A 21,631-nucleotide genomic window follows, 5' to 3' on the forward strand; every position below is an offset into this window, starting at 1 on the left:
ACATGTCTATTTTGGAGGCATTAAAGTCCAGAGCAGCCATGATGCCTGAGCATTACAAATCATTGTCAGTGGAGGAAATGGAACGAAGAGTTACAGCTATTAAGGAAAGACTCGGGACGAAGTTGCTGATTCCTGGTCATCATTATCAAAAGGACGAGGTTATCCAGTTCGCGGATATGACAGGTGATTCCTTGCAGCTCGCGCAGTTGGCCGAACTGAATCAGGAGGCAGAGTATATCGTTTTCTGCGGCGTGCACTTCATGGCAGAGACTGCTGACATGCTGACCGGACAGCACCAGACGGTCGTCTTACCCGATATGCGAGCAGGCTGCTCGATGGCTGACATGGCTGATGTGGAGCAGACGGAGCGTGCATGGGCTAAGCTGCAGGCGATCTATGGGGATACGATCATTCCACTCACCTATGTGAACTCGACGGCTGCGATCAAGGCGTTCGTCGGTCGCCATGGCGGAGCCACCGTGACCTCTTCGAATGCAAGCAAGGTGCTTCGCTGGGCATTGGAGCAGAAGGAACGTATTCTGTTCTTGCCGGATCAGCATTTGGGTCGCAATACCGCGTTCGATCTAGGCATTCGGCTGGGTGAGATGACTGTATGGAATCCGCTCACAGATGAACTGGAGCTGACAGCGGACCAGCAGCGTGATGAGCAGCGGATCATACTGTGGAAGGGTCACTGCTCTGTGCATGAGAAGTTCACCGTGCAGAACATTCGAATGATCCGTGAGCGTGATCCAGAGGTGCAAATCATTGTTCATCCGGAATGCTCTCGGGAGGTCGTAGCGCTCTCGGATTGTGCAGGCTCTACGAAATATATTATAGACACGATCCGTAAGGCACCCGCAGGCAGCAAATGGGCTGTTGGGACGGAGATGAATCTTGTCCAGCGTATCATCCAGGAGCACCCCGAGCAGTACATTGAATCGCTGAACCCGGACATGTGCCCGTGTCTGACGATGAACCGAATTGATCTGCCACACCTGCTGTGGTCACTGGAGCAGATCGAGAAGGGGCAGCCAGTAGGCATTATTCAGGTACCAGAAGCGATTCGTAAGGATGCGGTGTTGGCGCTTGAGCGGATGCTGCGCATACCGGGCTGAGCGTGAATCCAAGAGTCGAATACCGACCTGTGAGACAACGAGGACATGAAGAGCTGGCAAGAAGAACAAACAAGCAGAGCGAATAGGTTTGTTGAATTGCTAGTTTATGTAGCGTGGTAACCTATGAAGATTGCCTGCAGGATAACGCGGCATTGCAGCATTGCTGAATTGACGAATAATGGAAAGATGACAACGAGACATATTCGGGTTCATATTCCCTCCTTCGGGGTAAAGAGTGCGCAGATAGGTTAAATACAGCACAGCACAGTACAGAGATGTACTGTACAGTACTATGTGGCCTATTACACATGCGACGATTCTGACCACCTGCTGGAACGGGGAGGGATTATATGAAGTCGAGGGATGCTTATTTTGACAATCTGAAGTGGCTGCTGGTCATGCTTGTGGTCGTCGGCCATCTCATCGAACCACTACCGGACAATACGGTACTACAGCCCTTGTATTTGACGATTTATACGTTTCATATTCCACTATTTGTCATGGTATCTGGCTACTTCAGCAAGCAGATCGACAACTCCAAGTATACGACAAGGGTCATCAGTCAATTGGTGGTCCCTTATTTTATTTTTGAGAGCCTGTACTCCTTGTTCGATTACGCTATATTAGGGACATCCAGGCTCAGCTTTTCCTATTTCACGCCCTACTGGCTGATGTGGTATTTCTTCAGCATGATCATTTGGAAGGCAGTGCTGCCGTTCGCCGTCAAGGTAAAGTACGCACTCCCACTATCCATTGCGGTTGCTGTGCTTGCTGGTTACGCAGCGGATGCGGAATATTATGCGAGTATCTCACGGACACTTGTGTTTTTTCCTTTTTTTCTGGCAGGCTACCTGCTGGATAAAAGCAAGCTCGATCGGCTGCGGACCCCAGGTATGCGGTTAGTGGCGGGCTTAGCTCTTGGCGTGCTGTACATGGCCTATGCGTGGTATGGCCAGTACTGGAATGCACAGTGGCTCTATGGCAGTTACTCCTATGTCTCACTCGGCCACTCCGAATGGTACGCGGGCCTGTATCGTCTGCTCCATATCGCGGGAGCTACGTTTATAGGCGGCTGTGTGTTACTGCTCGTGCCTGCCCGTCGTCTTCCCTTGATCTCGGAGCAGGGGCAGCATACGGTGTATGTCTACCTGCTGCATGGGTTTGTTGTAAAAGGCTTGCTGGCTACTGAGTTCTATTCCTATTTCGTTGCAGCCTCAGCACCCAGCCTTGTCCTGGTGATCCTGGTTGGTCTGCTCCTGACACTGTTACTCTCATCGGGACGTGTAATCATGTCTATGAGCTGGTTAGTTGAGCCACGCTTGGAGCGAATATTCAAAGGAGAGAAACGGCGACAGTGGCAGTAAATGTCTATATCATGACGAAGTTGTGTCATCGCCAGCAACTCGTGCGATCTGCGTCATGGCATGGTACAATGAAGGGACATGAAAGGAGGTGAATCCCTTGCTGGAATTACATGATTTGATTCCGTATATATTCACCATTGGCCTCATCTGCACAGTCAGCTATGCCTACATCGCACATCTTTATTGCGGAGTGACGAAGTACTGGCTTGATTACGAAGGTGGCAGCTTGTGGAGCGATACGGTCAGCAGTCCTCAGCTCTGCATTCATATTCGTCAGTTGTCTGGCCATTTATCCCGTGTCATTCGTCGTAGAGAAGCTCCGGATGATGATATATCTGCTTGTCATACCTCGTTGAAGCTCAAGAAGAACATTCAACGAGGAGGAGCATTATGGAGTCATTCAAGGGATTCACTTTCCGGTCAGTTCAGGTACGGATTTTAGGAATTATCGCCTTATTAGCAATAGTTATGCTACTATCCGGTTGCGGTACTCAGGCGGCACAAATTGACAGCCAGACACCAGGGTTCTTCAATCACTACGTCGTATACCCGCTGTCCCTAGTATTACAGCAGCTTGCCGCTTGGTTCAGTGGAAGCTATGGTTTATCCATCATCGCGCTTACACTGATCGTGCGCTTGGCACTCCTGCCTCTGATGATGCGCCAAGCGCGTGCACAGCAGGGAATGAAGCAGAAGATGTCTGCCATGCAGCCACAGCTGGACGAGCTCAAGCAGAAGTACGAGAGCAAGAAGGATTCAGCTAGCCAACAGAAAATGCAGCAGGAAATGATGGCGATCTACAAGGAGCATCAATTCAATCCGCTCAATATCGGCTGTCTGCCCATTCTGATTCAGCTGCCGATTCTCTCAGGCATGTATACCGCCATTCGTCTGACGCCGGAGCTATCCAGCCACTCCTTCTGGTGGTTCCAGCTTGGCAAGCCGGATATCATCATGGCCATTGTCGTAGCCGGAATCTATCTGCTCCAGGCTCGGGTGTCACAGGCCAGTATGTCGCCTGAGCAGCGGAAGCAATTTGCACTGGTGGGCTACCTGTCTCCGCTCATGATGGCAGTGTTCTCATTCAGTGCTCCAGCGGCTATGCCGCTCTACTGGATGGTCAGCGGCTCATTCCTGCTGCTGCAGTCGATCTGGTTCCGCAGACTGTATCCGACAGAGGAGCAGGCATTGCCTGCACCACAGCACGCTTCATAATCTATGAATTACAGACCGTCCAACAGGGCTGCGACCCGGGCGGTCTGTTTGTGTTTAAGCAGATATGTTAAAAAACGGCTGAGTGGAGAGCAAGGACGGAATATGCTAGGCTGTTAGCAAGAAGCTTGAACATATACTGAGAGCTACGGATAGAACATACATGAAAGAGGTGAACGGATGGACTGGGTAGCGATACAGGCTTATCAGAAGGTACAGCGTGAGGTAAATGGGCTGGAGCAGAAAGCAATTGTAGATGAACGTACCATGTATTTGTACACGGATCGGGTCGTGACTCGGTATCGTGAATTTTCGCTACGGCAGATATTTGATATGTCCTACCGCAAGCTCGGCGAAGGGGGACTGCTCTACCTGCACACAGGCACGGGTGTCTATTCGTATCAGGTGCGGGATGATCCCAAGGCCTTCATCCAGGCCTATCAACGTGTGAGTCGTTCAGGCGGATGACATCACATGTCAGCGTGAAAATAGTCAGGGGCACAGATGCGCATTCACACATGGAACCCTGCTTGCTGATTGAGAGGTGACGAACCGTGAGTACGTATTTGTGTACGTCTCTGCAGGTCCGCGAACAGGGTGCCGAGATATAAAGACCTACAAATATCGTACCCCGGTCGCGTTTTTTGCCTATCTATCAAGTTCCCCACATTTTCTCCGATATTGAGCATATATGCAGCTGCCAACGGATAGGCTACAGTCTTCGTGCTTGTTATCTGTCTTTGGCTTTCGGAAGGGGAAAACAAATGGCTACTTGTATTATTGTGGACGACTCCATGTTCATGCGCAATGTTCTGAAGGATATTATTACTGGAATGGGGCATCAGGTTATTGGCGAAGCGAGCAACGGTCGTGAAGCGATAAGCTTGTATTTACAACTGAGGCCTGACTTTGTATCCACAGATGTCAATATGCCTGTGATGAACGGCATTGATGCTGTGCGAGAAATCGTCAAGGCTGACCCAGAGGCGAGGGTACTAATCTGCTCCTCACTGGGCCAGCATGAGGTGATCATCGAAGCCTTCAAGGCGGGAGCCAAGGACTTCATCGTAAAGCCGTTCCAGAATGACAAAATCAAGCAAAGCATCACGAACCTGTTGAAGTAGGGTCGGGGATAGAAATAATAGGTGGCTTAATCAACTCGGATACAGTTACCAGCCGATAGCCCTGTCTCAGAAGCTCTGGCAAAATTTCCTTCAGGGCCGTCGTTGTCTGTGAGCCTCCACTGACATAGTCATGGAACAGCACAATATCGCCGTTATGGGCGTTCCTCAGCACCTTGTTAACAATTTTACGAACTCCAGGTCTACTCCAGTCGTGTGTATCCTGATGCCAGGACCACATGATTGGGGTTAGGCCCATTTCCTTCGACACATTGACAATCGTCTCATCATAAATACCGCCTGGTGGACGGAATAGCGAAGAGTGGCTGCCAGTTGCCCGTACAATCTCCTGCTCGGTCTGGTCCATCTCAGCTCTCACTGCCTCTGCATTCGCTGGAAGCCGGAACATCCTATGGTGGTATGTATGATTGCCAAGCTCGTGCCCCTCTGTAACAATTCTTTTTGCAATCTCCGGATATTTGGCTATTTTCTCTCCCACCGCGAAAAAAGTTGCCTTTGCATCATATTGCTTCAGGATCTCGAGAATTTCAACGGTTTGCTGCGGGTCAGGCCCGTCATCGAATGTTAGTGCAATCATCTTTTGATCTGTCCGTACCTCCCAATAGACCTCGCCTTTATTTTCATAATAGAAGCGGTCCTTCTTGACGGGAGCTGTCGCCGCGCTATTCGGTACAGCAATTAACGATAAGCATAGCATGGAGCAAATGATGGACATCCATCGGAACAATACAACCACTCCCCTTGAATTATTGGTATTCTGCACTACAACGTTATATAGAATCCCTGAAATGGAAACCACGTATACATCCATCAATTAGCAGCTCCAAGCCTTGTGAAAGTGCGAAGGCTAGCGATGACAAAAAAGTGTTATACAGTGATAAATAATGATCATTGACACGAGCATGGGCGTGAGTAGAATAGGTGGGAGAAGTCGAATTATTATGCCTAAGGGAATGCATAGTAGGCCAAAGGAGAGTATGGTTATTCAACATCTGTTGACACAGCACAGACCGTCCCAGCGTCCGAAGCCGCGCAGAAAGCTGTCCGAGCAGCGACGTCATCTTCGTATTGCTACATGGGAGGGTGTTCCCTCGACGATTTTTCAGACGTTGCTTGGCGGGCCGTTCCTGACAGGGTATTTGCTTTATCTGGGGGCGACGTCTAGTCAAATCGGTTTCGTACTGGCCATCACGACACTTGTGAACATCGGCCAGCTCTATATTGCATATGCCATTCAGCGCATTCGTAGCCGAAAATGGACGCTGATCAGCTTCATCATCGTTCATCGCCTCCTTTGGGCAAGCACGGGCTTGATTCCATTTATTTTCCCCAAGCCTTTATGGGTAGGGGTCTACATAACGGTCTATGCGATAGCTTTCTCGGCCAGTGCCGTATCAGGTATGCTCTGGACATCTATGATTAGCGATATTGTTCCCGCCAAAGTAAGAGGAAGACATTTTGGTATCCGTAATACGATCCTGAATGCGCTTGGCAGTGTGTGTCTATTCTCAGGTGGCATACTGCTGGATCATTACCCTGGTGAGACGGGGTTCTTGCTGTTATTTATCCCTATCTGGATTTGTGCAGTGGCCAATATTGTGGCGTTTTTCTTTTATCCGGATTTGCCATTTGAACGCTCTAAGGAAACCGCTTACTTACCTATGCTGCGCAAGCCACTGCAGGATTCAGGCTTCATGCGGGCTTCTGCTTTTCTGGCAAGCTGGCTGCTGCTGCAGACATTGGTTGTGCCGTTATATTCTTACGCCATGCTGGAACTGCTACAAATTAGCTATAGTCAGGTATCCATTATCACGGTTGTGCAAACGGTTGCAATGATGATTAGCTTCTACTTTTGGGGGAACCTGAATGCGCGATACAGCAATAAGCGTCTTCTCTTCTGGACATTGCCGTTGATCGCCGCTTCCTGCCTGTCATGGCTGTTACTCCCGCTTGCACCGGCGCTTGTTGTGCTGCTCATCTCGCATATTTTTCTCGGCATCGGAGTGGGTGGGTTCAACCAGCTTGCCTTTAACTTTACCATTGGGGATACGCCCAAGAGTGAACGGCCAATGTTCATTGCGATGTATTCCAGTATGACGGGGCTTGCCTCCTTCGGGGGACCGCTTATTGGCGGGCTGCTGTATGACCGCATGAAAGACCTTCCCGAGCATCTGGGCTGGATTGAGCTATATGGTTTTCCTACAGGGATTGGAATTCTCTTGCTGCTGCTTGCCATGACGGTAGGCAGACGTGTCTTGCTGGCGAAATCTTGAAATGTTCGATATGATAGAATGCGAGGTTTGCCTTGAATTCTATGTTAATGAATCGGAGATGAATGCTGTAATGGAAAATTTTGAACAGCTACTGGCACAATACGCCGAGCTTGTCGTCAAGGTCGGCGTTAATATTCAGCCTGGGCAGGCATTGCGTGTAACTGCACCTGTGGAGACACTGGAACTGACAAGACTCATTGTCAAGGAAGCCTACAAGGCTGGCGCTAAGCATGTGCACGTAGACCTGGAGGATGATGAGCTGGCCAAGGCCAAATTCGAACACGGCGCTGATGAGGTCTTTGACTTCTATCCGCAGTGGGAAGCCGACATGTTGGAGCGGTTCGCCGAGGAAGGTGGTGCGACGCTGTTCATTAAGGTGCCTAATCCTGACCTGTTCGAAGGGATTGATTCGTCGAAGGTATCCAGAGCGAACAAGGCGGCAGCCAAGGCACGCCGCAAATATAGCGAATATACCCGTAATTCCAAGATTAGCTGGTGTCTGATCAAGGCGCCAACGAAGGCTTGGGCGGACAAGGTATTTGCCGATGTTCCTGAAGCGGACCGTATTCGGGTCATGTGGGATACGATCTTCCGCATGAACCGGGTAGGCGAGGGAAATGCCATTGAGAACTGGCAGCAGCATTTGGCTAATCTGAGAGACATGCAGATCAAGCTAATCGATAAAAACTACAAGAAGCTTCACTTCCGCGCACCAGGAACGGACCTGCAGGTCGAGCTGGCTGAAGGGCATCTGTGGGGGGCCTGCGGTGGTCCCAACGCACGTGGGGATATCTTTGTGCCGAATATGCCGACCGAAGAGGTCTTCACGATGCCGAAGCGTGATGGAGTCAACGGAGTCGTGACAAGTACCATGCCGCTCAATTTGAATGGTCAATTGGTGGAGCAATTGAAGCTGACGTTCAAGGATGGTAAGGTTGTTGAATACTCCGCTGCGTCTGGTGAGGAGCATCTGAAGAATCTACTAGCGACGGACGAGGGTGCGCAGTACCTTGGAGAGGTAGCGCTTGTTCCTCACGATTCGCCCATCTCGAATCTGAACCGTATCTTTTACAATACAGGTGTGGATGAGAATGCATCCTGCCATCTGGCCTTGGGAAGCGCCTACCCGGGAACGATGAAGGGTGGAACGGAGCTATCGGAGGAGGAGCTGCTGCGTCGTGGCTGCAATGTCAGCTTGACACATGTGGACTTTATGATTGGCTCAGCTGAGATGGATATTGACGGAGAATTACAGGATGGTACGGTGGAAGCGGTATTCCGTAAAGGGAACTGGGCGTACTAATTGCTAATTTCTCCTTTACAACAAGGGGAAACCCTGTATAATGAGTACCGATTGGAATACAATTGAATGAGACATGCACTAGGGGTGCCTTTATTGGCTGAGAGACCTGTCCGGTGGACGTGGTTAACCCTTCTTACCCGATCTAGATCATACTAGCGTGGGGAAGTGCAGTGACTGACAGAATTATTAGGCTAATGCTATTACTAGTGTTAGATTACCTATAGGTCATTGTACAGCCGCACGCATACAGCGTGCGGTTTTTTCGTGCGGGTAGCTGTCACAGAAGCATTCCAACGAATCTTCTATGGGAAAGAGGCTGAGCAAAATGAACGAAGGAAGCACCATGAGCAGCAAGGCTGAAGGAAGCACGCAGCAACAAAGTGTACAGGGACAAGCATGTGGGACAAGTCGAATTGTAGGCTGTCGCTTCTCCCTGTATCCCATGAGCAATCATTTCGTGGACATTATCATGGATGCTCTGAGCAAGGTAGACACTTCCAAAGTATGGAGCAAGACGGATGATGTCAGTACCTGTATACGTGGACGAATGGAGCATGTATTCGATGTCACGAAGGCGATCTTCCTGCAGGCGGCGAATAGCGGAGAGCATGTCGTCTTGAATGGTACGTTCTCCATCGGTTGCCCAGGGGATACGGAGGGGGATGTATTCATGTCCGAGAATGATCAGCGAATGAATGAGATGAACAGTGCAGCAATTCCTATTCAGACAGCCGCTCAGTTCGCGCTATATCCGATGGGAACTACCGATTACATGAAAAAAATATACGGAGCTGTAGAGATCGCTCAAGAGCATGGAACCTTCGGTGGAGGTGTGCATTATGCGAGCAGGCTGGATGGTGATGCTAACTGGGTGTTCGCTACCCTGGAGCAGTCATTCACTCATACACAAGAGAGTGTATCTCATGTGGTCATGACCGTGAATCTCTCCTGCAACAGTCCTTCTTCTCGCGCAAGAAAGGAGGAAGCCTAAGATGTCCTCTTGGAAGCTTCGGGATATTATTGTGCTCAGCTCGCTATCTGTCGTGTTCGCGGTCGTATACTTGCTGTTTTTGCAGGTAGGGAATGTTCTGACGGGATTCATGGGACCGATGGGGTATGAGGTCATCTTCGGCATCTGGTTCATCGTGTCCATCATTACTGCTTATATCATTCGTAGGCCAGGGGTAGCCCTGTTGTCTGAGACGATTGCCGGAATAGTAGAGGTGCTAATCGGGAATACCGTAGGACCGATTCTGATTGTGTCAGCAATTATTCAGGGACTTGGCGCTGAGGTGGTATTCGCAGCCTTCCGCTACCGTCGATATAATCTGGCTGTACTTATGCTGGCTGGTATGGGGGCAGCTGTATTCAGCTTCATTTGGGGCTACTTCCGTTCAGGCTTTGCAGCTCTGTCTATGGATCTGGTGCTTGCTATGCTGATTGTACGAATCATTAGTGGGGCATTGCTTGCTGGCTTATTGGGTAAATGGATCGCGGATGCTCTGGCTTCAACAGGAGTGTTACGCAGCTTTCCGATTGCCAAGACTCGTTCGCAGAGCGCATACAAGGCATGACACAGGATAAGAGGAGAACTGGAACGGAGAAGAGAGTGAGTTGCACCCCAAGCTATGCCCTAGAGACTAGAGCGCTGTCTATGTGCTTCGAGGAAGGCAGCTCTGAAATCATCAATGAGGTATCTCTGAACCTGGTACAGGGAGAATTGCTATTGCTTCTTGGTCCCAGTGGTGGTGGGAAAAGCTCACTGGCGCTCTGTTTGAATGGAATTTATCCGCATGCGGTTGACAGCCTTGTATGTGGGGAAGTGTGGCTCTACAACGAGCTGCTACTAGAGGCCAATCCTGCTCAGATCGCTCAGCGGGTGGGGATTGTCTTTCAGGATGTGGATAGTCAATTCTGTATGCTGCGAGTGGAAGAGGAGCTGGCGTTCTGTCTGGAGAACATCGGCTGTCCGAGAAATGAGATGGAAGCTCGTATCGTATCGGCACTGGGGCTGGCTGGGTTAAGCGATTACAGACAAGCTTACATTCACAGTCTGTCTGGAGGAATGAAGCAGCAGCTAGCGATTGCCTGTGCCTTGGTGCTGCGGCCTTCAATTCTGATTCTGGATGAGCCAACCTCGAATCTGGACCCCATTGCTGCTACCGCACTGGCGGCTCGCATTCGTGAGATCCAGCAGGCCGAAGAGCTGACAGTACTGCTTATCGAGCACCAACTGGATGAATGGATGTATGCCGTAGATCGCATTGCCGCGCTTGATCAACGGGGGAGTCTGTTCTATCAAGGATCGCCTCACGAGTACTTTAGAAGGTACTCATCGAAGGCTCAAGAGCTTGGTATTTGGCAGCCCAGAGCTGTTACTTTGCATCGTCAGCTTATTAAAGAGCTTGCTGGGCGGGTCAGCACAGATAGTGATGCCGAGAGTACCAAGCAGCAGGTTATGAACGTACCCATGAGCAAGGAAAGTAGTTCCAAGCTATTGGTTACTGAAGTAGGGTATACCCAAACGCCGACTCTTGAAAGGAGTGCTGAATACGAGCAATTGCTGTTAAGCCAGCATGAAATTGGGGATTGGCAGGCAGTGGAGGGCGCGCTTCCTTTGACCCTCAATGAGCTATGGCAATTATGGAGTATCCAGCCCCAACAGGTCCGTAAGGCAGCTCTGAAGGCTGTATCTTCAATCAGGGAACATATGATATCCGCTCAGCAGAAATCCCGAGCAGGCGAGTTGGCAGCAGCCAATACATCGACAACAGGCGTATTCGACTCATCTGGAAAGCCACCGAAGCTGTTGCTTGCAGCACATGAGCTGGTGTATTCCCATGGAAGAAGCCCTAAGCGTCGTTATAGCTTCTTAAAGAAACGAAAGTCAGCACATGTTGAGATATCAGCAAAACCTGCGCAAGCAACGCAAGCAACACAAGCAACACATCAAATACACCATGTGTCGCTACATGTTCATGAAGGTGAATTTGTGGCGTTGGCAGGTCCGAACGGTGCTGGGAAGTCTACGCTTGCTAGTCTCCTAACAGGCCTGCTTGCTCCGGCGTCAGGGCATGTATACGTTAATGGCAGGAGCATGGATGATTGGCGCGAGGAGGAACTGCGACGCCAGATTGGCTTGGTATTCCAGCATCCAGAGCATCAATTTGTGACGGATTCCGTCTATGACGAGTTAGCTTATACACTTAGACTGCGACAGGAGTGGTCAGAAGGGCAGATCGAGAAGCGGGTGGAGGCTGTACTGAAGCAATATCGACTTGAGGAGCAACGTGATATGAGTCCATTTTCCCTTAGTCAAGGGCAGAAGCGCAGGCTGAGCGTCGCAGCTATGCTCATGGATGACCAGCGTATTCTAATCTGTGATGAGCCTACCTATGGGCAGGACGCATATGCATCGTTGGAGCTGATGCAAGCACTACGTAGCCGGGCTGAGCAGGGAAAGGCGGTGCTTATGATCACACATGATATGGAATGGGTACGCCAATTTGCTACAAGAGTGATTGTGCTACAAGCAGGCCACATTGTCTTCGATGACACGCCTGCCGCATTGTGGAAGCTGACCAAGCAGGAATTGGACATGATGCATCTGAAACTACCACTTGTTGAACGGTTCAGTCAGCTGTTATCAGATTCCTTAAGTAACTCATTAGATGAGTCACCTAAGGAATCACTGAATGCATCATGGTCAGGGTCACTTGCGGGCGCCGTGAACGCATCAACGATTGGAAGCAGTGAGCCTTCTGTAAGACAAGGAGGGCTCCGATGACTGTCCCAAGGTCCATGAACCGTGCTGGATCGTTCAATTCAGGCAACACGGTAGCGCCCAAGAGAGCTCTGATCCGGCTTGAGATGCTCAATCCTAGTATGAAGGCATTGACGGTGACATTATGTGTGCTCTTTTTGTCCTTTGCCTTCGATCCTGTGACTCCATTTGTAGCATTGGTCTTCACGGTGGCTGTAACTTGGCTCGCCGGGGACATATCCTGGCGGAGATGGCTGTTGCTGTTCACTCCATTTGTCATCATGGCCCTCGGATATATATGGACTGCTGCACTATTTCCGCGGGAGGACACCGTGTTGCTGTCACCAGTATTGCTCAGCATTGGACCATTGGAGATCACTGAAGCTGTCTGGCATACAGCTCTATCACTTGGCTTAAGGACGTTGATCTTCTCGGCCTTGTCCCTGCTCTTCATCCTTACTACAGACCCGGTTCACTTCATATTAAGTCTGATGCAGCAATGCAAGCTGCCTCCGAAGCTCGCTTACGGGATATTGGCAGGCTTCCGCTTCCTTCCACTATTTCGGGAAGAACTGCGAATCATGCAGCAGGCACATCGCATGCGTGGTGTAGGCAAAGAGCGGGGTTGGGGCAAGCTGCTACGTGCTGTGAAGCGATATTCTATACCGCTGTTGGCGAGTGCGATTCGCAAATCCGAGCGTGTAGCCGTCGCCATGATTTCCAGAGGATTTACAGGGGAAGCGCATCGCGAGTTCTATGTCCAATGGAGAATAACCAAGGCCGATTGGTGCTTCCTTCTGCTGATGCTTGGCGGTGTAGCGGTTAGCTATGCGCTTGCAGCGCTCTTCGGTACATTAGAGTGGTATCGGGGACAACTGTAGCGAGTATACATTCATCATGCTTGTGAAAAAACCTCTCCACCGCTGGCCGAATGAACGGTAAGCGTGGAGAGGTTTTTTGAGTATCGTAGGCCACTCTGTGTTATTAGTTCTGCTGGATCAGGCAGCTTGCTGCTGACTCATCTGCAATGATGTCCGACTTGCCTGGGTTAGCGCGCAGATCATAGATTCGGATATTGGTGCTGTAAGTACCGGAATCCCCAACAAGGCTGAAGGAAGGGAAGTTGGGTTCTGCATCGAGTCGCATCGCCTCCTCCAGATTGTGCCGCTGCTTGGGGTCAACGAAGATCGGCACTGCATTGGTCTCCAGCAACTCGTCCAAAGACTCCGGCTGATCCACAATACGGAGTACAATGACCCCATTACAGCCACAGCCCTCGGTATCATATAGCAATTTAAAGTGTCCTGAACGTCCTTCGAGCGCTTCTGTCATACGCTGAGCGGCCAATTCACTGATTTGAATATGCATGATTGTCACTCCTATCTAAGTGTCTATATATAGCTATTATTATCCATTATAACACCATTACGTGACGTAGTTCATTTCTGGTATTTCCATCCGATGGTAAGCTAGTGTCATTTATTTAAACATTTGGTTCTTTGCAGGCGTCTTTCGATCGACCAATACGAGTGATGACCGGAGGGATTTGGAATGGGAAAAGTTACTGGCTTTATGGAATTCGAACGCAGGAGCCTGACGGAGGAGCAGGTGTCGGACAGGATTGAGGGGTGGTGTGAATTCTCCATGCCGTGGGATAAGGAGACACTACAGACTCAGGCTGCCCGTTGTATGGACTGTGGGACACCATTCTGCCATGCAGGACGACTACTGAATGGCATGACGGCAGGCTGCCCGCTTCATAATCTGATTCCCGAATGGAATGATCTCGTATATCGTGGAGGCTGGCACGATGCATTGTCCAGACTATACAAGACGAATCCTTTTCCAGAGTTCACAGGCAGAGTGTGCCCTGCTCCCTGTGAAGGCTCCTGTACACTGGGGCTAAGCCGCAACCCAGTAGCGATTAAGGCCATTGAGAAATCCCTTGCAGACATGGGCTTCGAGGAGGACTGGATTCAGCCTAATCCTCCTCAGTCAAGAACAGGAAGAACGATTGCCGTTGTGGGATCAGGTCCTGCAGGGCTTGCCTGCGCCTGGGAGCTGAATCAGGAAGGACACTCGGTAACGGTCCTGGAACGGGCAGATCGTATTGGCGGACTCCTGATGTACGGCATTCCCAACATGAAGCTGGACAAGGAGATTGTGAACAGAAGAGTAGAAATTCTTAAGGCAGAAGGGATTCGTTTCATTACAGGCGTGGCAGTTGGCACGGATATTCTATTGGAGCAGCTTCACGCAGAGTATGACGCTGTAGTTCTATGCGCAGGAGCCACCAAGCCTAGAGAACTGCAGGTAGAGGGAAGACAGCTGGCTGGTGTACACCAAGCTATGGATTATTTGACTTCCAGCACCCGTAGCGTACTGAGTCAAGGGATGGAGGAGGAAGCGATTACAGCGTGTGGGAAGGATGTCGTCGTCATCGGTGGCGGAGATACCGGCACCGATTGTGTTGCGACAGCAATCCGGCAGGGTTGCCGAAGCGTGACGCAACTGGAGATTATGCCGCAGGCGCCACTCAGCAGAGGAGGGACTAACCCGTGGCCGGAATGGCCCAAGGTTCGCAAGACGGATTATGGGCAAGCAGAGGCAATTGAACGGTTCGGGCAGGACCCACGCTGCTATCAGATTGCTACGACCCGTCTGGAAGGAGATGCAGGGGATCGGGTAACCACAGTGCGTACGATTCAGGTAGAATGGCAGCGTGACGAAGCTGGGCGGATGCTTCCAGTCGAGTTGGCGGGCAGTGAGAATAGCTTGTCAGCGCAATTAGTACTGCTTGCTCTTGGCTTCACCGGACCGGAGGAAGCCCTGGCCGGAGAGCTTGGACTAGAGCGGGATGAACGCAGCAATATTCGGACTGGTGGTCAGGCGGAGGCAGGATCTTATATGACCAGTGTAGAAGGTATCTTCGCAGCGGGTGACATACGGCGGGGGCCAAGTCTTGTTGCCTGGGCGATTGATGAGGGGCGACAGGCGGCAAGAGAAGCAAGCCGCTATGTGCTGAATGCTAATAAGTTGCAGAAGAGGAGCAAGACTGATGAAATTCATGTTCGTATCTGATATTCATGGATCATTGTACTGGCTCAAGAGAGCTGTAGAGAAATATGAAGAAGAGCAGGCGGATTATTGGGTACTGCTAGGGGATTATTTATATCACGGACCACGTAATCCGTTGCCGGAGGGCTATGACCCTGCAGGAGTTGCAGAATTGCTGAACCAGCAGTCACCTCATATTGCAGCTGCAATCAGAGGGAACTGTGATGCCGAGGTTGATCAAATGCTGCTCCAATTCCCCATGATGGCGGACTACGCTGTACTCTTCTATGAGGGACGCAGAATCTATGTGACTCACGGGCATGGTCATTCCATGGAAAATCTGCCACCACTCCAGTCCGGAGATCTATTCCTGCAGGGACATACCCATATCCCTGTGGCGAGGAGTGAGGGGGACGTCTATTTATGTAATCCAGGCTCGATATCGCTTCCGAAAGGGAATTACTCGCATTCGTACGGGATTTTGGAGAATGGCGTATTTAGCATTAAGGATTTTGCAGGCGAGATTCTGATGCAGGTCAGCATCACGGAATAAGTACTTTAAACCAGGTCTGCTATCTTGATTTAACTTAGTGCAGCGCTGACCTGATACTGCTATGCGGTGTGGGGTTGGGCGGAATTTGTCACTCCGTCCGACTTCCTACCGGAATGATTACGTAATTATGCAGACTGCAATTACAGTTGTAATACTGAGGTAACGATTGCATCTGTCATCTCTAATTCATTGGTAATGTTTTTACAATTAACTATCAAAATATAACAGCTTTAGTCCGATATTGAAAAGCGAGTAAGGACTAAGCAGTAGAAATGTAGCATTTGTCGTGCAGTAAGTAAGAAACGTTGATAACACAGTACGATCAGAGTTCATTTTTAAGCTTCATCATTGCCCAACGTTTCTGTAGCAAGGCTGAATGCAGAAATCGAAAGAGAAAAGGATTGAGAGCAGTTGATGAATTCAGAGATGTATGATCTTATGAGCGGTGCACAAAAAGAAGCGCTACAACGGCAAATCCAGCGAACGTCACAGACGATGACGGATTACTATGACCTGACTCCACGCGAAAGTGAAATACTAAGTGCTCTTGTAGCCTATGGGCTCAGTAACAAGGAAGTTGCAGATATCTTCTATATCAGCGAGAAGACAGTTCAAGTACATATTACAAATATCAAGAAGAAGACGAGCACAAGTACGATTCGTAACCTGTTCTCCATTTGTTTTCGCATTATGGCTCTGGAGGAACATCATGAATCGAATGAATCGACCGGACATTTGGTATAGCGTGTCGCTGTAGCTCCAGCTACCATCATCAATGAGTAGCATCGAGGCTTGAGGCAGACATACCTGTGAGACAATGAACCTGTAACCCTCCTTGACAGATGGGAGAGAGTGTCTCAGGAAGGTGAACGCGCCAGCTGCGGAGAAGTAAAGTATTTATAGAGAAATTATCAAGAGGTTGCACAGACGCTAACGAATGAATGGGAGGTTACGAATGATGAATGTGCCAAAGAACATCAAACTCTGGGAGGATATGCCGCTCGATACAGAAGGCATTAACGATGGCTGTCCGAGCATTACACCTTATCTACTGGAGGGAGAGGGGCCGTACCCGGTAATCCTTGTCTGCCCAGGGGGCGGCTATGTGAACAGAGCTAATCATGAGGGAGAGCCGATTGCGCAGTGGCTGAACAAGATCGGAGTGTCTGCCTTAGTGCTTAATTATCGCGTCGCTCCTCATGCTCACCCTGTCCAATTAGAGGAGGCACAGCGTGCAATTCGACTTATCAGGTACCATGCCGCAGAGTGGAGACTTGATGCGAACCGTGTAGGGATCCTGGGCTTCTCGGCGGGGGGGCATCTGGCTTCGATGACCACCACATGCTTCGATGCAGGGCAGCAGGACCTCGAAGATCCGGTGGATCTGCTCAGCTGTCGTCCAGATATCGCTATTCTGTGCTATCCAGTGATCACAATGGCCGGAGAGCATGCTCATGCAGGAAGCCAGCAAGCCTTATCTGGTCCACAAGAGAAAAGTGCGGAGTGGTTGAAGTCCGTATCATCCGAACAGCGAATTACAGCGGATACTCCTCCTGCATTTCTATGGCATACCGCCAATGATGCTTCTGTACCTGTCGAGAATAGCCTGATGTTTGCTGCTGGTCTGCGTCAGTACAATATCCCGTTTGAGCTGCACATTTTCGAGGATGGGCGTCATGGTCTTGGACTCGCAGAAGCACATCCGCAAGCCCAGGCGTGGCCTGAGTTATGCCATCAATGGCTCCGTCGGCGCAGTTTCATTCCAGAGGTTACGGAGTAATCATTAGTCTGAACGGCAAATAAGGAGAATGAAGATGACTCAGGATGTACGGCAGGAACGTAATGAAAAAATGAAATCGGCAGGGTTCGAGAACACGCTGAACTATGCCTGTGCAACCGGGAATATGGAGGAGATTCGCCGTATGCTGTCCTCCATCAAGGCAACGGCACTGAACAAGAAATGCAGCTACTTCGGTACTTCTTTACACATCGCTTGCGAAGACGGTGCTCTGGATATCGTTCAATGGCTTGTAGAAGCAGGAGCTGATCTGGAGGTGCGCAATACGGTGCAGGAGACACCGTTGTTATGGGCACTGCACCATGGTCATGAGGATGTGGCTCGTTATCTCATGGATCAGGGTGCGAATATTATGGCGCTTGGCTGTAAGAAAGAATCAGCGTTATTCCTATCTGCGGCATATGCCTCCGGTGCAATGACGCAGAAGTTGATTGATCTGGGTCTGGATGTCAACCAACTGGCAACGGCGAAAATAAACGCTCTGGAATGGACAACAAATACCGGCAACGTAGAAGGAGCTAGCGTGCTCATAGACAACGGAATTCATCCTGAGACGATCACACCAGCGTTCTGGTGGGCTTGCAGACGCAATCGGAGAGAGCTGGCGGAATTACTGTTAAGCAAGGGGGCAGATATCTCTTGTGTGTATGACCGCAGCTGCGAACTGCTAATCTACACGGTATTTAACGAATACGAGGATATTATTGGTCTGTTAGTGGATCATGGCGTTGATTTCAACAGGAAGGTCAAGTACAACAAAAATTTTATCAAGTTCGAGGGAACCCCGCTGGAGCGGGCTGCACAGCTTGGGCAGGACAAAATTGTAAGCATAATCGGAGCATCCTGATAGGCTGTCAATTTGACCGCAATGAAGCCTATAGTTCTGTAAAAAGCTAGATGACTCGATCGAATACGAATCTTGACCCATGAGAGGCAGGAGGCTGCTTTGCCTAAGCTAAGAACCTTTACAGGCGATAGGGGGCCTCCTGCTCGTATTTTCTATATTTGACCGGAGTCACGCCGTACTTGGATCGAAACACTCTGTGGAAATAAGAATAGCTGGAAAATCCACACGTAACCGCAATTTGCTCCAGTGTCAGTGAGCTGTATTTCATACGCTCCAGGGCTGCGTTCAGTCGAATATCAATGGCATACTGGATCATGGTCTGACCATAGTAATCCTTGAAGAGCTTTACCGCGCGCGACAGGCTAAGTCCGGCATACTGGGCAGCCTCCTCCAGCTTGAACGTGAGGGTGGCATGCTCCTCTATGAAGCGCTTCAGTCTGAGTGCAGCAAACACCGTACGATCCTGCTGGGTATGCTCCGAGATGGCTCTATCAAAATAGAGACACAGACTTCGCAGCATGTAGTCGATTAATTCGCCGTTCTCCTCGTCTGCTCCGCGCCGCTTCTCAAGCAGCAGGTTGCGCCATAAGCCAACCAGCTTCTCGTCGGAGCCGATCCGGGTCACGGGTGGTCGCTTGGTGCGATTCCACCAATCATCAATCCACTGGCCTTCACAGAACAAATAGTAGTCTCCACTAGAAATGCGGTCCTCCTGCTCGGGGTCATCTACAGCAAGATCATAGGCATCTCCTGGTCTCAATAGCAGCAGATCTCCTCTACGAAGCTGGTATTCGCGATCCCGACAGAAGACCCGGCTGGAGCCCTCGGTCTGCAATCGGAAGAGGTAGTGTGTCAGCCCATTTGTATAATGAGAATTGAAGGCTTTATAGTGGTAAGAATAATCACAGGTTAATAGTGCAGTATCCACGAGACAAGAACCTCCGTACATAATTTGAGCAAATAGTGCATGTGATAATTATATTGTGTATGGTCACTTCAGGTCAATTTTCGATAGGATAGTACCAGATAGAGCAGTATATATAAAACTCTAAGAAGTCGAGGTGTCTTGTACATGCCAAGAATGAATGTGGGTTTGCAGCTGTTCACGCTCCGTGAGGAATTAGCTACGGATTTTAGGGGTACACTTCGTAAGGTTGCCGAACTAGGTTATGAGGGTGTAGAATTTGCCGGATACGGTGACATTCCAGCCCTGGAAATGAAAGCGCTACTAGACGAGCTTGGGCTAAAAGCTATCAGTAGTCATGTAGGCATTCATTTGCTCAAGGATGATTTGCAAGGCCAGATAGATTACCTGAAGACGATTGGTGCTCATTATATGATCTGTCCTTATATTATGCCGGATCAGCGCCCCAAGGGCGAAGAATGGAAGGGATTTATTGCATTCCTAGAGAATACAGGAGCCAAGGTGCGGGAGCAGGGGCTTCAATTTGGTTATCATAATCATGATTTTGAATTTTTGGAGAAGACGGGAGAAGCGCTGGTATTCGATGCAATGTTCCAGACGACGGCACCTGAGTCCCTTCAGGTGGAGCTTGATGTGTGCTGGGTTCAGTACGCTGGACAGGACCCGCTGGCTTACATCCGCCAATATGCCGGGCGCCTTCCACTCCTGCACCTGAAGGATTTTGACAGAGCCACGGATGGTGCAATTAATACGCTGGAGCTTGGAGAGGGACTGGTGGACCTGCCAGCCGTCATTCGCGAATCTGGAGATGCCGGAGTGGAATGGCTGATTGTGGAGCAGGATCATTGTCAGAAGCCACCGCTTGAAAGTGTTGCAAACAGTCTGCAGTGGGTAAAAGAGCATTACCTGAGCCAATTCTAGCTCTGGTTCCAGTTCATACCCCACAACCATCATAGATCATGAAAAGGAGAAGTGCTGATGAGTACAATCAAGGTAGCCGTATTGGGATGCGGTGCTATTGCACAGCGTAGACATATTCCGGAGTATGCAGCCAATGAGCATGTGGAGCTGGTGGCCTTTGCCGATCCCAAGCTGGAGCGTGCCCAAGAGATGGCGGATACTTACGGGGGCACAGCGTATAGTAGCTATGAGGAGCTGCTTGCCCAAGAGAAGGTGGATGCTGTGAGCGTCTGCTCCCCGAACTATTTGCATGCGCCTATGTCTATTGCTGCAGCCAAGGCTGGTGCGCATGTGCTAGTAGAGAAGCCAATGGCGTGTACCTCCGAAGAAGCTGAGCAAATGATTGAAGCAGCACGTGCCAGCAAAGTATTTCTCATGGTAGGTCACAATCAGCGTCTCATGCCACCGCATGTAAAAGCGAAGGAGATTCTCGATTCGGGTAAGCTGGGTAAGGTTCTTACCTTCCGTACGGCCTTCGGGCATCCTGGTCCTGAAGCCTGGAGTGTTGATGGCCGGGATAGCTGGTTTTTCCGTCAGGAAGAGGCCAGTATGGGCGCAATGGGGGATCTTGGGGTCCATAAGTCGGACTTCATCCGTTTCCTGTTACAAGATGAGGTCGCAGAGGTCGGCGGATTTATTGATACGCTGCATAAGTCGGATACAAAGGTGGATGATAATGCCGTCTGCATTCTCCGCATGAAGGGTGGAGCCATTGGAACACTGGTTGCCAGCTGGACACAGTATAAGGGCGGAGATAACAGCACCGTGCTATGGTGTGAGAAAGGCGTCATGAAGATCGGAACCGTAGATGGGGACGAGGTCATCGTAGAGCTTATTGATGGGACAGTTGAGACATACAAGGTCGGTGCCATGGCTACGAATGAAAAGCAGGTACCTAGCGGTGTCATTGATGCTTTTGTCGATAGCATTGTTACGAAGACGCCGCCAACGATCTCTGGTGAAGAGGGATTGCGTTCCCTGAACGTGATTCTGGCTGCATTTGAATCACAGCGTACGGGACAATTTATCAAACTATAGAGCCTCGGAAAGCTGTTCGTGCAATCGAGAAAGTAGCACCATAAAGTATGTATTTTGTGAGATTAACTAGTCATTGAGCAAAGTTGATAACGAGTGTGGAAGTAGCCGCGTACCCTTTCGCCATGGGCGCAGCTTCCACACTCGTTTTTTTTACTTGCCATAAGTCCGTAGACTAGCCGCGTGTCTTTGTTAACATGGATTAGACAAGGTATAATGTTGTACGATAGGTATTTTTTTCAATAAAAATAATAGAAAATGGCTAGTTCGTAAGCTGTGGA

The 21,631-nt window shown here is 50.0% G+C and carries 22 protein-coding genes and 1 riboswitch; of the genes, 19 read left to right on the top strand and 3 right to left on the bottom strand.

What is annotated here, in order from left to right:
• Positions 1-2 precede the first annotated feature (2 nt).
• The 6 genes from nadA to MKX74_RS11805 all read left to right on the top strand — a co-directional run bounded on the left by nadA (position 3) and on the right by MKX74_RS11805 (position 4,818).
• Positions 3-1,118: a quinolinate synthase NadA gene (gene nadA / locus MKX74_RS11780; protein ID WP_025681027.1), complete on the top strand. Its 1,116-nt coding sequence runs from the start codon at positions 3-5 to the stop codon at positions 1,116-1,118.
• Between the two features lie 350 nt (positions 1,119-1,468).
• Positions 1,469-2,482, top strand: coding sequence for an acyltransferase family protein (locus tag MKX74_RS11785; protein ID WP_341178477.1), 1,014 nt, complete (start codon positions 1,469-1,471; stop codon positions 2,480-2,482).
• A gap of 97 nt (positions 2,483-2,579) precedes the next feature.
• Positions 2,580-2,924, top strand: a complete 345-nt coding sequence (locus MKX74_RS11790; RefSeq protein WP_341178478.1) for a hypothetical protein — start codon at positions 2,580-2,582, stop codon at positions 2,922-2,924.
• A complete protein-coding gene (gene yidC / locus MKX74_RS11795; RefSeq protein WP_341178479.1) occupies positions 2,873-3,697 on the top strand; it encodes a membrane protein insertase YidC in 825 nt (274 codons plus the stop codon). Before MKX74_RS11790 ends, yidC begins: the two co-directional genes overlap by 52 nt.
• Positions 3,698-3,874: 177 nt before the next feature.
• Positions 3,875-4,162, top strand: a complete 288-nt coding sequence (locus MKX74_RS11800; RefSeq protein WP_341178480.1) for a hypothetical protein — start codon at positions 3,875-3,877, stop codon at positions 4,160-4,162.
• Between the two features lie 296 nt (positions 4,163-4,458).
• Positions 4,459-4,818, top strand: a complete 360-nt coding sequence (locus MKX74_RS11805; RefSeq protein WP_018883020.1) for a response regulator — start codon at positions 4,459-4,461, stop codon at positions 4,816-4,818.
• Here MKX74_RS11805 and MKX74_RS11810 read toward each other — a convergent pair.
• On the bottom strand, positions 4,799-5,647 hold the full coding sequence (locus tag MKX74_RS11810) for a polysaccharide deacetylase family protein (RefSeq protein WP_341178481.1): 849 nt from the start codon (positions 5,645-5,647) through the stop codon (positions 4,799-4,801). The two genes, MKX74_RS11805 and MKX74_RS11810, sit on opposite strands and share 20 nt — an antisense overlap.
• A gap of 166 nt (positions 5,648-5,813) precedes the next feature.
• Here MKX74_RS11810 and MKX74_RS11815 point away from each other — a divergent pair, with 166 nt between their 5' ends.
• The 6 genes from MKX74_RS11815 (at position 5,814) to MKX74_RS11840 (ending at position 13,056) form a co-directional block, all read left to right on the top strand.
• On the top strand, positions 5,814-7,109 hold the full coding sequence (locus MKX74_RS11815) for an MFS transporter (protein WP_341178482.1): 1,296 nt from the start codon (positions 5,814-5,816) through the stop codon (positions 7,107-7,109).
• Positions 7,110-7,179: 70 nt separating this feature from the next.
• Entirely contained in the window at positions 7,180-8,412 is a 1,233-nt protein-coding gene (locus tag MKX74_RS11820) for an aminopeptidase (protein ID WP_018883017.1), read from the top strand.
• Between the two features lie 70 nt (positions 8,413-8,482).
• Positions 8,483-8,593: riboswitch (TPP riboswitch) on the top strand.
• A 162-nt stretch (positions 8,594-8,755) separates the two neighbouring features.
• Positions 8,756-9,403, top strand: a complete 648-nt coding sequence (locus MKX74_RS11825; protein ID WP_341180566.1) for a YkoF family thiamine/hydroxymethylpyrimidine-binding protein — start codon at positions 8,756-8,758, stop codon at positions 9,401-9,403.
• A 1-nt stretch (position 9,404) separates the two neighbouring features.
• Positions 9,405-9,986 (top strand): ECF transporter S component, encoded by a 582-nt coding sequence (locus MKX74_RS11830; protein WP_025681020.1) that lies wholly within the window; start codon positions 9,405-9,407, stop codon positions 9,984-9,986.
• A complete protein-coding gene (locus tag MKX74_RS11835) occupies positions 9,983-12,199 on the top strand; it encodes an ABC transporter ATP-binding protein (protein WP_341178483.1) in 2,217 nt (738 codons plus the stop codon). Before MKX74_RS11830 ends, MKX74_RS11835 begins: the two co-directional genes overlap by 4 nt.
• The gene (locus MKX74_RS11840; RefSeq protein WP_341178484.1) at positions 12,196-13,056 is read left to right on the top strand and encodes an energy-coupling factor transporter transmembrane component T family protein; all 861 of its coding nucleotides are present in this window, start codon (positions 12,196-12,198) and stop codon (positions 13,054-13,056) included. Before MKX74_RS11835 ends, MKX74_RS11840 begins: the two co-directional genes overlap by 4 nt.
• 103 nt (positions 13,057-13,159) lie before the next feature.
• Here MKX74_RS11840 and MKX74_RS11845 read toward each other — a convergent pair whose 3' ends face one another.
• Entirely contained in the window at positions 13,160-13,543 is a 384-nt protein-coding gene (locus MKX74_RS11845; protein WP_028592546.1) for an iron-sulfur cluster biosynthesis family protein, read from the bottom strand.
• A 183-nt stretch (positions 13,544-13,726) separates the two neighbouring features.
• Here MKX74_RS11845 and MKX74_RS11850 point away from each other — a divergent pair, with 183 nt between their 5' ends.
• From MKX74_RS11850 to MKX74_RS11870, 5 genes are all read left to right on the top strand, one after another.
• Positions 13,727-15,256: a glutamate synthase subunit beta gene (locus tag MKX74_RS11850; RefSeq protein ID WP_341178485.1), complete on the top strand. Its 1,530-nt coding sequence runs from the start codon at positions 13,727-13,729 to the stop codon at positions 15,254-15,256.
• Complete coding sequence (yfcE, locus tag MKX74_RS11855) at positions 15,234-15,785, top strand: phosphodiesterase (protein ID WP_341178486.1); 552 nt, start codon at positions 15,234-15,236, stop codon at positions 15,783-15,785. The genes MKX74_RS11850 and yfcE overlap by 23 nt, the downstream gene beginning before the upstream one ends.
• A 438-nt stretch (positions 15,786-16,223) precedes the next feature.
• Positions 16,224-16,529: a helix-turn-helix transcriptional regulator gene (locus tag MKX74_RS11860; RefSeq protein WP_341178487.1), complete on the top strand. Its 306-nt coding sequence runs from the start codon at positions 16,224-16,226 to the stop codon at positions 16,527-16,529.
• 211 nt (positions 16,530-16,740) lie between these two features.
• Positions 16,741-17,565 carry an alpha/beta hydrolase gene (locus tag MKX74_RS11865; protein WP_341178488.1) on the top strand — a complete coding sequence of 275 codons (825 nt, stop codon included), beginning with the start codon at positions 16,741-16,743 and terminating at the stop codon, positions 17,563-17,565.
• 34 nt (positions 17,566-17,599) lie between these two features.
• Complete coding sequence (locus tag MKX74_RS11870; RefSeq protein WP_341178489.1) at positions 17,600-18,430, top strand: ankyrin repeat domain-containing protein; 831 nt, start codon at positions 17,600-17,602, stop codon at positions 18,428-18,430.
• Between the two features lie 118 nt (positions 18,431-18,548).
• Here the strand turns inward: MKX74_RS11870 and MKX74_RS11875 are convergent, their stop codons facing one another.
• On the bottom strand, positions 18,549-19,358 hold the full coding sequence (locus MKX74_RS11875) for a helix-turn-helix domain-containing protein (RefSeq protein ID WP_018883006.1): 810 nt from the start codon (positions 19,356-19,358) through the stop codon (positions 18,549-18,551).
• Positions 19,359-19,502: 144 nt separating this feature from the next.
• Here MKX74_RS11875 and MKX74_RS11880 point away from each other — a divergent pair, with 144 nt between their 5' ends.
• A complete protein-coding gene (locus MKX74_RS11880) occupies positions 19,503-20,276 on the top strand; it encodes a sugar phosphate isomerase/epimerase family protein (protein WP_018883005.1) in 774 nt (257 codons plus the stop codon).
• A gap of 57 nt (positions 20,277-20,333) precedes the next feature.
• A complete protein-coding gene (locus MKX74_RS11885) occupies positions 20,334-21,353 on the top strand; it encodes a Gfo/Idh/MocA family protein (RefSeq protein WP_018883004.1) in 1,020 nt (339 codons plus the stop codon).
• Positions 21,354-21,631 lie beyond the last annotated feature (278 nt).

Source organism: Paenibacillus sp. FSL K6-1230 (assembly GCF_038002385.1).
GTDB lineage: Bacteria > Bacillota > Bacilli > Paenibacillales > Paenibacillaceae > Paenibacillus > Paenibacillus massiliensis.